The 11999-nt window shown below is 55.2% G+C and carries 9 protein-coding genes and 6 tRNA genes; 3 read left to right on the top strand and 12 right to left on the bottom strand.

Annotation, left to right across the window (positions count from 1 at the left end):
- Window positions 1–4: 4 nt before the first annotated feature.
- From rsxB to ABEA08_RS01500, 9 genes are all read right to left on the bottom strand, one after another.
- Window positions 5–553, bottom strand: a complete 549-nt coding sequence (gene rsxB, locus ABEA08_RS01540; RefSeq protein WP_345332551.1) for an electron transport complex subunit RsxB — start codon at window positions 551–553, stop codon at window positions 5–7.
- A gap of 3 nt (window positions 554–556) precedes the next feature.
- Window positions 557–1135, bottom strand: a complete 579-nt coding sequence (gene rsxA, locus ABEA08_RS01535) for an electron transport complex subunit RsxA (protein WP_345332549.1) — start codon at window positions 1133–1135, stop codon at window positions 557–559.
- Window positions 1136–1268: 133 nt separating this feature from the next.
- Complete coding sequence (locus tag ABEA08_RS01530; RefSeq protein WP_345332547.1) at window positions 1269–3143, bottom strand: EAL domain-containing protein; 1875 nt, start codon at window positions 3141–3143, stop codon at window positions 1269–1271.
- A gap of 752 nt (window positions 3144–3895) precedes the next feature.
- Window positions 3896–3971, bottom strand: a tRNA-Asn gene (locus tag ABEA08_RS01525).
- Window positions 3972–4138: 167 nt separating this feature from the next.
- Window positions 4139–4228: transfer RNA gene (locus ABEA08_RS01520), tRNA-OTHER, on the bottom strand.
- Window positions 4229–4395: 167 nt separating this feature from the next.
- Window positions 4396–4485, bottom strand: a tRNA-OTHER gene (locus ABEA08_RS01515).
- Window positions 4486–4652: 167 nt separating this feature from the next.
- Window positions 4653–4728, bottom strand: a tRNA-Asn gene (locus ABEA08_RS01510).
- Window positions 4729–4766: 38 nt separating this feature from the next.
- Window positions 4767–4856, bottom strand: a tRNA-OTHER gene (locus ABEA08_RS01505).
- Between the two features lie 167 nt (window positions 4857–5023).
- Window positions 5024–5099, bottom strand: a tRNA-Asn gene (locus tag ABEA08_RS01500).
- A 701-nt stretch (window positions 5100–5800) separates the two neighbouring features.
- Here ABEA08_RS01500 and ABEA08_RS01495 point away from each other — a divergent pair.
- Genes ABEA08_RS01495 through ABEA08_RS01485 form a run of 3 tightly spaced genes read left to right on the top strand, consistent with a single transcriptional unit; the run spans window position 5801 to window position 9624 of the window.
- Window positions 5801–7165 carry an MATE family efflux transporter gene (locus ABEA08_RS01495; RefSeq protein WP_345332654.1) on the top strand — a complete coding sequence of 455 codons (1365 nt, stop codon included), beginning with the start codon at window positions 5801–5803 and terminating at the stop codon, window positions 7163–7165.
- Window positions 7166–7168: 3 nt separating this feature from the next.
- The gene (uvrB, locus tag ABEA08_RS01490) at window positions 7169–9172 is read left to right on the top strand and encodes an excinuclease ABC subunit UvrB (protein WP_345332545.1); all 2004 of its coding nucleotides are present in this window, start codon (window positions 7169–7171) and stop codon (window positions 9170–9172) included.
- A gap of 53 nt (window positions 9173–9225) precedes the next feature.
- Entirely contained in the window at window positions 9226–9624 is a 399-nt protein-coding gene (locus ABEA08_RS01485) for a hypothetical protein (protein WP_345332543.1), read from the top strand.
- Here ABEA08_RS01485 and rrtA read toward each other — a convergent pair.
- The 3 genes from rrtA to ABEA08_RS01470 are packed head-to-tail and all read right to left on the bottom strand — an operon-like array spanning window position 9606 to window position 11990.
- The gene (gene rrtA / locus ABEA08_RS01480) at window positions 9606–10241 is read right to left on the bottom strand and encodes a rhombosortase (protein ID WP_345332540.1); all 636 of its coding nucleotides are present in this window, start codon (window positions 10239–10241) and stop codon (window positions 9606–9608) included. The two genes, ABEA08_RS01485 and rrtA, sit on opposite strands and share 19 nt — an antisense overlap.
- Window positions 10228–10923 carry a 7-cyano-7-deazaguanine synthase QueC gene (queC, locus tag ABEA08_RS01475; protein WP_345332537.1) on the bottom strand — a complete coding sequence of 232 codons (696 nt, stop codon included), beginning with the start codon at window positions 10921–10923 and terminating at the stop codon, window positions 10228–10230. The genes rrtA and queC overlap by 14 nt, the downstream gene beginning before the upstream one ends.
- On the bottom strand, window positions 10920–11990 hold the full coding sequence (locus ABEA08_RS01470; RefSeq protein WP_345332534.1) for a PLP-dependent cysteine synthase family protein: 1071 nt from the start codon (window positions 11988–11990) through the stop codon (window positions 10920–10922). The genes queC and ABEA08_RS01470 overlap by 4 nt, the downstream gene beginning before the upstream one ends.
- Window positions 11991–11999: the final 9 nt, after the last annotated feature.

The raw sequence follows: 11999 nt of genomic DNA, 5'->3' as shown, positions 1-11999 counted from the left end.
CCTCTTAGATCTGTTTTACTGGGATGCGGTTCAGATCCCAGTTCCAGTTTTGTGTGGTCATTTCGATGGGGCGCATCTCGATGCAGTCGACCGGGCAGGGCTCGACGCAGAGATCGCAGCCGGTGCACTGATCGGCAATAACGGTGTGCATCTGCTTGCCGGTGCCTACGATGGCATCGACCGGGCACGCTTGGATGCACTTGGTACAGCCGATGCAGTCCTGCTCGATGATAAAGGCCACGGTCGGCACGGCTTGGACGGCATCCAGAGGCTCCGGCTCGACGCCAAGTAAATCGGCCAGTTTGTTGACGGTTGCTTCGCCGCCCGGCGGGCAGCGGTTGATCGGGGCTTCCCCTGCGGCGATGGCTTCGGCATAGGGGCGACAGCCTGGGTAGCCGCATTGGCCGCATTGGGTTTGCGGCAGGGTTTGCTCAATTTGTTCCACGATGGGATCGCCTTCCACCTTAAAGCGGATGGCGGCGTAGCCCAGCAACACGCCAAACAATAGGGCGAGTGACGCGACGACGGAAACGGCGATGACGAGACTGCTCATTCGTTATTTCACCAATCCGATAAAGCCCATAAAGGCGAGTGACATTAATCCTGCGGTGATCATGGCGATCGAGGCGCCCTTAAAGGGGGCGGGCACATCGGCCGCGGCCAAGCGTTCGCGCATGGCAGAGAAAAGGATCAGGACCAGGCCAAATCCGACTGCGGCACCGAAGCCGTACAGCACGGAGCTGATGAAGTCGTGTTGCTCATTGATGTTGAGCAAGGCGACACCCAACACCGCGCAGTTTGAGGTGATCAGCGGCAGGTAGATCCCCAAGACTCGATGCAAGGATGCGGAGGTTTTGCGCACGACCATCTCGGTGAGTTGGACCACGACGGCGATCACCAAGATGAACGATAGGGTACGCAGATACGTCAGCTCCAGCGGCACCAACAGGTACTGATGTACCAGGTAGCTGCAGGTGGACGCCAGGGTTAAGACAAACGCGGTGGCCATGGACATACCAATGGCAGACTCTAACTTACTGGAAACCCCCATAAAGGGGCACAATCCAAGGAACTTCACTAGGACGAAGTTGTTCACCAGGACGGTGCTGACCAGTAAGAGCAAATATTCGGTCATGAAAACAGGATCACATCTAAGACGAAGGGGATATTATCGGTAAATGGACGGCGTTAAACAACCGAGGGCAAATAGGGTCTTTGCTTGTTCGGACAATAGATAGTCACCCCGGCCGGCTGCCGGGGGAGCTAGATCACACTTCTTTCACCATGATAGGGCTCGGCGCTTGCAGTAGGTGGCCTTGCAGCCCATCGAGCCGAAGGGCTTCTAAGGTCATACGCTCCTCATACTGCTCGACGTGGGTGGCGATCACCCGGATCTCTAATCGAACGGCCACATCCAACAACATTTTGATGAAAAATCGGTTGTCGGCATCGCGATCGATGGATTTAGTAAAGTGCGGCGCCAGTTTAACAAAGTCCGGCCGAAGCGCGCTTAGGGTTCGGAATGAGGTGAGGCTGTGGCCAAAGCGGTCGATGGCGATGCGGACGCCAAGTTGGTGCATGCGGCGGAACCAGATCCGCAGCGGTTCAGGATTGAGCTCGATGCTGTGTTCACTGATCTCAAATACAAGACGGCCCTTAAGTGCAGGGGTTTTCTGGATCCGGTCTTCCAGCCAATAGAGGAACTTGGGATCGGTGATGGAGCGGGTGGCCAGATTGAGTCCATAGCTGATGTTGGGATCGCTATTGTGATTGATCTCATTGGCCACTCGGCTGAAGATCATCTGGTCCAGCTCGATGGTCCTGCCATGGGTTGCCGCCTTGGCAAACAGGGTTTCTGTGGGGAGCGGTTGGCCGGTGTGATTGGTAAAGCGGACAAAGAGTTCACGGTATAGCGTTTTGTCGTCCTGCGGACTGCGGATGGCTTGTTGGATCAACTCTAGCCGCTGGTGTTCGATCACGTCATCGAGTACTTCTTGCCAGTGATCTGTATCCAGATCCAATGACATCGCCACTTCATCCATACAAAAGAAGCTATTTGGACCGTTTGCTTGGGCAATGCTGATAGCGGTGTCGGCGTGGATCAACAGTTGACTGATACGCTCTTCTGGCCCGTAGGGTGCCGCCCCGACATATCCAGCAGCACTGATGTTTTCCCGTTGAGCGATGTCGGACAGTTGCTTGGTGATGGGCTCGACCAGCTTAATTAAGGCTGAGTGTTCCATGTTGGGGCAGCGGATCAAAAAGTCGGCGCCACTGTAGCGGTAGACGGCCAGTTTCGACTGGTTGCTGACTATTCGCTGCAATAAACCGGCAATGGTGGCGAGGTAGGCGTCACCCGCTTGGGAGCCCATACGATTGTTGAGCTCGTTGAGCGCGCTGGCTCGAAGCAATACCAGGTGACCTTGGCCCTTGTTGTCACTCTTATCGTCTTCCATATCGAGGTTAAAGGAAGCCCGGTTCGCCAGCTGAGTGATGGGATCTCGTAATGCATCTTCGGCCTGCTCGGTGTTGATCCGATGGAGTGACTGCAGTTGGCTGCGAAGCTGGTCCCGCGTTTGAATGACGACATGGCTTAATGGCGTGAGTTTACCTTGTAGGCCGTTGATCATGTTGGGCAGTTCAAGGCTTGGTAGGCGCTCGATGGCAACGCTAAGGGTATTGAGGTCTTGCTGGAACCGTTTCGCTCGGAGTTGAACGAGCAGAAGAAGCAGAGCGGTTAGCGCGGTGAGCGCCAAGCTGCTGAGCAGCAACCCGGTGTTATGTCGCTGAAAATAAAGGTCAATATCCAATCCGACTTCAGCATCGTACTCAGGCGTCACAGTGGATGCTTGCGCTAAGGTCACGGGGAGCAACTGCCCTAACGGATGCTGCGGCTGTTTAAATTGACCGAAGATCTCGGCAACCGTGCCAGAGTCCAACTGTACGCGGGCATACTGGATAGGGAATTGCTGACGCAGCGTTTTGACCGAGGGGCGGTTATCCGCCTGCAGCGCTGCGGAGATCGTCTCGACATCGGCTTGTATCTGATTTTTGGTTTGAGCAACGCTCAGGCCAATCGTGATGGCCAGCGACGCCAAACCAAATATAAGAGTCATGGCGCTGACAAAGCGAACACCTAACATAGCAGCAGAAAATCCTTTTCGTACATATGCGTATAGGATACACCTGCGCACAGGAGATCGGTCAAGCTTTCTGGTGATGGGAAGTGAAACGGGGTGATGTCCACTTAAGTTGCGGTGTGTATTAGCGTACTTATCTGTCCATCGGACTATCGGTACCACTTTTTGCTGGGTTGGTACCGCATCGTGTGGTGCTCGTTTGAAAGTGGCTCCCCTTGCTGGACTCGGCGCAGCGACATACGCCGATGTTAAGAGAGTACAGTCCGCCATTCTACCGACTGCGGCGACAGTCTGAGTTAGACGGCTACGAAAAAGCCCTGTTCCGAGGAACAGGGCTAATCCTAAAAGTGGCTCCCCTTGCTGGACTTGGCGCAGCGACATACGCCGACATTAAGAGGGTACAGTCCGCCGTTCTACCGACTGCGGCGACAGTCTGAGTTCGACGGATACGAAAAAAGCCTCGCAATGCGAGGCTTTTCGAAAGTGGCTCCCCTTGCTGGACGTGGGGCAGCGACATATGCCGATGTTAAGAGAGTACAGTCCGCCGTTCTACCGACTGCGGCAACAGTCTGAGTTAGGCGGATACGAAAAAGCCTCGCAATGCGAGGCTTTTCGAAAGTGGCTCCCCTTGCTGGACTTGGCGCAGCGACATACGCCGACATTAAGAGAGTACAGTCCGCCGTTCTACCGACTGCGGCGACAGTCTGAGTTTGACGGATACGAAAAAAGCCTCGCAATGCGAGGCTTTTCGAAAGTGGCTCCCCTTGCTGGACTTGAACCAGCGACATACGGATTAACAGTCCGCCGTTCTACCGACTGAACTAAAGGGGAACAGATTGTGATGTGTTTAGCCTGACACCTCAGGTGCTCCCTTAAGCTGAGCTGGATTTGAACCAGCGACATACGCTTATGTTTACAAGAGTACAGTCCGCTGTTTTGTAACGACTGAACTAAAGGGGAACAGATTGTCACGTGTTTAGCCTGACGTCTCAGAAAAGTGGCTCCCCTTGCTGGACTTGAACCAGCGACATACGCTTATGTTTACAAGAGTACAGTCCGCTGTTTTGTACCGACTGAACTAAGGGGGAACAGATTGTGATGTGTTTAGCCTGACACCTCAGGTGCTCCCTTTAGCTGAGCTGGATTTGAACCAGCGACATACGCTTATGTTTACAAGAGTACAGTCCGCTGTTTTGTAACGACTGAACTAAAGGGGAACAGATTGTCACGTGTTTAGCCTGACGTCTCAGAAAAGTGGCTCCCCTTGCTGGACTTGAACCAGCGACATACGCTTATGTTTACAAGAGTACAGTCCGCTGTTTTGTACCGACTGAACTAAGGGGGAACAGATTGTGATGTGTTTAGCCTGACACCTCAGGTGCTCCCTTTAGCTGAGCTGGATTTGAACCAGCGACATACGCTTATGTTTACAAGAGTACAGTCCGCTGTTTTGTAACGACTGAACTAAAGGGGAACAGATTGTCACGTGTTTAGCCTGACGTCTCAGAAAAGTGGCTCCCCTTGCTGGACTTGAACCAGCGACATACGGATTAACAGTCCGCCGTTCTACCGACTGAACTAAAGGGGAACAGATTGTCACGTGTTTAGCCTGACGTCTCAGAAAAGTGGCTCCCCTTGCTGGACTTGAACCAGCGACATACGCTTATGTTTACAAGAGTACAGTCCGCTGTTTTGTACCGACTGAACTAAGGGGGAACAGATTGTGATGTGTTTAGCCTGACACCTCAGGTGCTCCCTTTAGCTGAGCTGGATTTGAACCAGCGACATACGCTTATGTTTACAAGAGTACAGTCCGCTGTTTTGTAACGACTGAACTAAAGGGGAACAGATTGTCACGTGTTTAGCCTGACGTCTCAGAAAAGTGGCTCCCCTTGCTGGACTTGAACCAGCGACATACGGATTAACAGTCCGCCGTTCTACCGACTGAACTAAAGGGGAACAGATTGTGATGTGTTTAGCCTGACATCTCAGGTGTCCCTTAAGCTGAGCTGGACTTGAACCAGCGACATACGCTTATGTTTACAAGAGCACAGTCCGCTGTTTTGTACCGACCGAACTAAGGGCAACAGAACGTTTCAGGCATCACCTGAAGACGGAGCGCATATTAAATCGAGGCCTAGGGCGAGTCAACTCGAGAACTCGAAAAAAATGCCGGTTTGCTGGCGACTGCTAGCGTAGTAACCAATGTGGCGGAAAACTGAGGAAAACTTGTTCAAACCTAGGAAGGCGATCTTGGTTTTACTCTGGCTAAAAAGCAAATAACTCGCTGTAACTTAGCGAATAAAGTTAAATGTAAAAAAATCCAAAGTGGTGTCATTAGGGGTATTGACTTTGGGCAAGTCCGCACTGCTGCGCCTTTGGCGGCGTTATCCACTGTTTTTGTGGATAACCGTGTTGATTACACCACTTCAGCGGGCAGAAAGCCGCGTGGTTACAGGGTTTGCGTTAGGTTGAATGAAATCTGTGCATAACTTTACTTATCTTATTTATCAATGAATTACACAAAGTTCAGTTTGATAATCTCGGCTGCGCATGAAACGTTGCAGATGTTGCAAATGTTAGTGATCGGTTGTGAATTGTTCATTAAAGGCGTTCAATGACGCTATTGTCAAAACACAGTGGGTAAGCCAGTGACGAAGATGCACGAGCACCAGTTAACGCAGGGCGACCCGATCGCGCATCTGAAACGGATGACTTGGCCTTTGTTATTGGCCATGACCCTGTTGATGTCATTCAACTTTGTCGATGCCTATTTTGTTAGTTTGCTGGGAACCGAGGAACTAGCCGCTTTTTCGTTTACGTTTCCGGTCACTTTTACCATCTTTTCCATGGTCATCGGCCTCGGGATAGGGACCTCAACGGTGGTTGCCACGGCACGGGGTCAGGGGGATCAGCAAAGCGCCTGTGCAACCGGGGGAACTGCTCTGGTTTTATCGACGGGATTGGTGGTGGTGTTGTGTGTCCCGGTGTGGATCTGGCATGACATGATCTTTCAACTGTTGGGGGCGGATGAGTCGATGCGGGCGCTCACCGACTCTTACATGGAGGTGTGGCTGCTCGGCGGTTTGTTTGTGGCGTTTCCGATGATCGGCAATGCTGTGATGCGCGCCAATGGCAACACGCGTGGGCCGAGCATCGTGATGGCGGCCAGTGCGTTCATTAATGCCGTGTTAGATCCGCTGTTGATCTTCGGGATCGGTCCCTTTCCCGAGTTAGGGTTGGCGGGGGCGGCCTTGGCCACTATCAGTGCCTATGCGATCTCGAGCGTCATCATTCTTTATATGTTGCTCAAACAGATGAACGCGGTGGGCTGGTATCGAAGCTGGGCGAATCAGCGGGAGGCTAGCCGACAGATCTTACAGATCGCCGGGCCGGCAGCGGGGGCCAATATGCTGACTCCCATTGCGATGGCAGCGATGACCGCCATCGTTGCGCAGTATGGTGATGCGGCGGTGGCGGCGTTAGGGGTTGGCAGTCGGCTGGAGTCGCTCGCCATTCTCGTGGTCTTGACGCTGTCGATGAGTCTGCCGCCGCTGCTCAGTCAAAACGCGGCTGCGGGTCATATGAGCCGAGTCCGCTTGCTGTACCATAAAGTCACCGTGTTTGTGTTGGTCTGGCAGGGCGCCATCGCCTTGCTGCTCTTGCTGCTGTCTGGCCAGATCGGCGACTGGTTTGGTCAGGAGCCTGAGGTGTCGGCGTCGATCCAGCTGATCGTGATGATCCTGCCCCTGGCGTGGGGCGCGCAGGGGGTGATCATTCTGACCAACTCCAGCTTTAACGCCTTGCGACGACCGATGAGTGCGCTGAACCTATCGGTAGTGCGATTGTTCTTAACCTATCTGCCTTTAGCTTGGATCGGTGGTAAAATTGCCGGTCTGACCGGCGTTTTTGCGGGTGCGGCGATCGCCAACGTGATCACCGCCATCATCGCATGGCGCTGGATGTGGTTTTTCCTCTGCTGCAACCGGCAACAGGGGGTTAAGGATAAGATCGAGGTGCAGTAGGGCATGAGCCGACCGTTTAAACTTCAGTCCCAGTTTCAACCCGCCGGGGATCAGCCCCAAGCGATCCACCAACTCGTCGAGGGATTAGAGGCGGGGTTGGCCCACCAGACGTTGTTAGGGGTGACCGGCTCAGGCAAGACCTTCACCGTAGCCAATGTGGTTGCTCAGCTTCAGCGACCCACCATCTTACTGGCGCACAATAAGACCCTCGCGGCTCAGTTGTACGGCGAAATGAAGGAGTTCTTCCCGGATAATGCCGTCGAGTATTTTGTTTCTTACTACGACTACTATCAGCCGGAAGCCTACGTACCTTCGACTGATACCTTTATTGAGAAGGATGCCTCGATCAACGCCCACATCGAGCAGATGCGGCTGTCGGCGACTAAGTCTTTGATGGAGCGGCGGGACGTGATCTTGGTGGCGTCGGTGTCGTCCATCTATGGCTTGGGCGATCCCAAATCCTATATGTCGATGCTGTTGCATCTGCGCACCGGCGACATTATGAACCAGCGGGACATTCTCAAACGCTTGTCTGAGCTGCAGTACAGTCGCAATGATACGGCCTTCGAGCGCGGTACCTTTCGGGTGCGCGGTGAGGTGATCGACATCTTTCCGGCGGATTCTGAGCGAGACGCGGTTCGTATCGAGTTGTTTGATGAGGAGATCGAGCGGATCAGCGTGTTCGATCCGTTGACCGGCGCGGTTGAGCGGCATGTCACTCGCTATACCGTCTACCCCAAGACCCACTATGTCACGCCGCGCGAGACCATTTTAGGGGCGATCGATAAGATCAAGGCTGAGTTAGCCACTCGGCACGCGTCACTGTTGGAAAACAATAAGTTGATTGAGGCGCAGCGGGTCAAAGAGCGGACTCAGTTTGATATTGAGATGATGCTGGAGTTGGGATATTGCTCGGGCATTGAGAACTACTCGCGCTATCTGTCGGGCCGAGCACCGGGTGAGCCGCCACCGACCCTGCTGGATTACTTGCCGGACGATGGTTTGCTGGTGATCGATGAGTCCCACGTCATGGTGCCGCAGATCGGCGCCATGTATAAGGGCGATCGCAGCCGCAAGACCAATCTGGTGGAGTATGGGTTTCGTCTGCCTTCGGCCATGGACAACCGGCCGCTGAAGTTTGAAGAGTTTGAATCGATCGCCCCGCAAACCGTGTTTGTGTCGGCGACCCCCGCCAAGTACGAGCTGGAGAAGTCTGGCGGCGAGGTGGTGGAGCAGGTCGTGCGCCCGACCGGATTGCTGGATCCCCTGATAGAGGTTCGGCCTGTCACCACTCAGGTGGATGATCTGTTGTCGGAGATCCGGGCTCGGGTGAAGCTGCAGGAGCGGGTGTTGGTGACCACGCTGACCAAACGGATGGCCGAAGATCTCACTGAATACCTGGAAGAGCACGGCCAGAAGGTGCGTTATCTACATTCCGACATTGAGACGGTCGAGCGGGTGGAGATCATCCGGGATCTGCGTCTCGGTGCCTTTGATGTGCTGGTCGGGATCAACCTGTTACGGGAGGGGCTGGATATGCCAGAGGTCTCGTTGGTGGCGATATTGGATGCCGATAAAGAGGGCTTTTTGCGCTCGGATCGCTCCTTGATCCAGACCATTGGCCGGGCGGCGCGTAACGTCAATGGTAAGGCCATCCTCTACGGCGATAAGATCACCGGCTCAATGCAACGGGCGATCGAGGAGACCGAGCGACGTCGTGCCAAGCAGGAGGCCCACAACCAGGCGTACGGCATCGTGCCCAAGGGGCTGAATAAGAAGATCACCGATGTAATGGATCTTGGCGGCGGCAAAGGCGGCAGTGCACCGCGTAAGGCGGCGGAGCCTAAGGCGAGTTATCGTGCCCTGTCACCGCAGCAGTTGGGCAAACAGATCGCCCAGTTGGAGAAGCAGATGTACCAGCATGCGAAGGACTTGGAGTTCGAGCAGGCGGCGGCAATACGCGACCAAGTGACTCAGTTACATGAGCAATTGGTGGCGCTGAGCTGAATGTGGCTGATTGAGCCATACTTACCTTAAGACGGATAGGCGTTGGAGGTTGTATGGTTTGGTCTGTTCGCCGTTGGGCATTATTCGGGATCTTAGGCGGGGCGGCGATCGCTGCGGTGATCTGGACGCCCCCTTCGATCGATCGATATTCCGCATTACAGCAAGCAAAGATCCGCTCGGTCCTGAGCCAAAGCGGGGTACCTCAGGTGGATGGTTTGGCCTATTTCGGTACCGACAACACGCCCGCTCCCGTAGAGGGGGTGGTTGAGCCGATGGACATCAATGATCTGTTGCGGGATTTCCCCACCGCTGCTGGCGCGATCAAGCAGAAGGTTTCGGCAGACGCTCAGTATCACGCCGCGATGGCTGGGGATCATGACCGCGCCATGCGGCTCATGGCAGAGAGCTTTCTTACTGGTGAAGGCAGCGGCAGCTACCGAGCCCAGTGGTAAAGACGCAACAACAGGAAGATGAACAGAGCACTGACGACGCCGAGCAGATGGGATTCCACCGCGATGCGGGCGTCGATCAGCGCGCTGGTGGACTCGCTGCCCCCCGAGAACTGCTCCCAGCCGACCTTGGCGATCACGCCAAGCAGCAACAGCCAGCCGCTGCGCCAGCCTCGGCGAATATCCTGCAGCGCGCCCCAGGTAAACAAGCCATGGAGTAAGGCACTAAGTCCGACATAGCGCTCGATCCCCGGTACGCCCCACCAGATCCCTAGGCTGATCAGCCCCATCAACAAGACACTGAGAGTGAGCATGGGCAGGGTGCGATAGTGCGGCTGATGCAGCGCGAAGATCGCGGCCAGCCCGGCCAGATTCAGCAGCAGGTGGTGGGTGTTGGAGTGCAGCAAGTGACCGGTCCACATGCGCCACCATTGATCTTGTGCCAACGCTTGGCGAGACCAGATCAGGTTTTCGTGGCTTCCGGGCCACAGCCAGCAGAGCAGGGCCAGCAGCGTCAGGAGCAGTGGTAACCCGAGCTGATCCCAGCTCGGCAGGCCAAAGCCCTTGGCAGCCGGGCGGGCGGCTTCCTTTTGTGGAGAGGGTGAGTTAGTCGAGTTCACACTTATGCTTAACCTGTTCCAGATAGGTTGCCTTATCGGCTTGATATTGCGCCAATCCATTGGCACGTAACTGGCAAGCCGGGCATTCGCCACAGCCCGAGCCGATCTGGCCGTTGTAGCAGGTCAGGGTTTCATCCCGCACCAGCGCCAGCGCACCGTAATGATCCGCCAGTCCCCAGGTTTCGGCCTTGTCCAGCCACATCAGCGGTGTGCGAAGCTCGAGTGGTCGATCCATTCCCAGTACCAGCGCCTTTTCCAGTGCCTGAACAAAGTCGTTACGGCAATCGGGATAGCCGGAGTAGTCGGTTTCGCAGACGCCGGTGATCACGGTTTGAGCGCCGATCTGGTAGGCGTAGATCCCTGCCAATGTCAGAAACAGGATATTGCGGCCCGGCACAAAGGTATTGGGTAAGTCCTTTAACCCGGTGTCGACGGGGATGCTGTCTCGGGTCAATGCCGACGGAGACAGCTCATTGAGGAGGGCGACGTCCATGATCTTATGGGCCGTGGCACCCAGTTGCTTGGCAAGGATCTTGGCGACCTCGATCTCCTGCGAATGACGCTGGCCATAGTCGAAGGTGAGGGCGTGGACTTCATCAAATTGCTGCAGGGCCTGCACCAGGCAGGTGGTCGAGTCCTGCCCGCCTGAGAAGACGACCACGGCAATGCGTTTGCTGTTCATTGTGCAGGCTCCTTCAGTTCGCCGGTTTGCTGGAAGTGTTGTAACGCAGATTGATAGGGCTGCAGATCGCCGATCCGATCCGAAACCCACTGATCACAATAGTAGCTGTCGAGATAGCGCTCTCCCGAATCACACAATAGGGTGATCAAGGAGCCTGACTCGCCACGGGCTTGCATCTCGCTGGCCAGTTGCAGCACGCCATAGAGGTTGGTGCCGGTACTGGCGCCCACTTTGCGGCCCAGTATGCCACTGAGCCATTGCATGGTGGCGATGGAGGCAGTGTCTGGGATCTGGCGCATCTCATCGACCACATCGGGGATAAAGGAAGGCTCAACCCGTGGTCGGCCGATCCCTTCGATGTTGGACGCGCACGCGCTGGTAAGTGCGGGATCGCGCTGGTGGTAGAAGTCAAAGAAGACGGAGTTATCCGGATCGACCACACATAACTGGGTGTTGTGTTGTTGGTAGCGCAGGTAGCGGCCGATGGTGGCCGATGTGCCACCGGTACCTGGGCTCATCACGATGTAGCTGGGCTCGGGGAAGCGCTCGCGCTGCATCTGATTAAAGATGGAATCGGCAATGTTGTTGTTGCCGCGCCAGTCGGTGGCGCGCTCGGCGTAGGTGAACTGATCCATATAGTGACCGTTCATCTCTTTGGCTAAGCGGGCACTTTCTGTGTAGATCTCGCTGGGGGCAACCAGGTGGCACCGGCCACCGTAAAATTCGATCTGATCGATCTTCTTTTGCGCGGTGGACTTGGGGATCACCGCAATGAAGGGTAAGCCTAACAGGCGAGCGAAGTAAGCTTCCGAGATGGCGGTGGAGCCGGAGGAGGCTTCGATCACTGGCGTCCCTTGTTGGATCCAACCATTGCTCAGGGCGTACAAGAACAGCGAGCGCGCCAGGCGATGCTTCAAGCTGCCGGTTGGATGGGTGCTTTCATCTTTAAGGTAGATGTCGATCTGGGGGAGGGCGGGCAGATCCAGTTTGATCAGGTGCGTGTCCGCGCTACGCTGAAAATCGGCTTCGATCTGAGCGATGGCCCAGTTAACCCAACTGCGAGGCATAGTTTTTTC

Origin of the sequence: Ferrimonas pelagia, from assembly GCF_039543565.1 — a bacterium.
Taxonomy (GTDB): domain Bacteria; phylum Pseudomonadota; class Gammaproteobacteria; order Enterobacterales; family Shewanellaceae; genus Ferrimonas; species Ferrimonas pelagia.
Note: the sequence above shows the minus strand (reverse complement) of the source record. Positions and strands in the feature narration are given on the sequence as shown.

Excerpts from the sequence above, each read along its gene's own strand:
- ABEA08_RS01495 (WP_345332654.1), top strand. The coding sequence starts at position 5,801 with ATGCACGAGCACCAGTTAACGCAGGGCGACCCGATCGCGCATCTGAAA.
- ABEA08_RS01530 (WP_345332547.1), bottom strand. The coding sequence starts at position 3,143 with ATGTTAGGTGTTCGCTTTGTCAGCGCCATGACTCTTATATTTGGTTTG.
- rsxB (WP_345332551.1), bottom strand. The coding sequence starts at position 553 with ATGAGCAGTCTCGTCATCGCCGTTTCCGTCGTCGCGTCACTCGCCCTA.
- queC (WP_345332537.1), bottom strand. The coding sequence starts at position 10,923 with ATGAACAGCAAACGCATTGCCGTGGTCGTCTTCTCAGGCGGGCAGGAC.
- ABEA08_RS01485 (WP_345332543.1), top strand. The coding sequence starts at position 9,226 with ATGGTTTGGTCTGTTCGCCGTTGGGCATTATTCGGGATCTTAGGCGGG.
- rsxA (WP_345332549.1), bottom strand. The coding sequence starts at position 1,135 with ATGACCGAATATTTGCTCTTACTGGTCAGCACCGTCCTGGTGAACAAC.
- uvrB (WP_345332545.1), top strand. The coding sequence starts at position 7,169 with ATGAGCCGACCGTTTAAACTTCAGTCCCAGTTTCAACCCGCCGGGGAT.
- ABEA08_RS01470 (WP_345332534.1), bottom strand. The coding sequence starts at position 11,990 with ATGCCTCGCAGTTGGGTTAACTGGGCCATCGCTCAGATCGAAGCCGAT.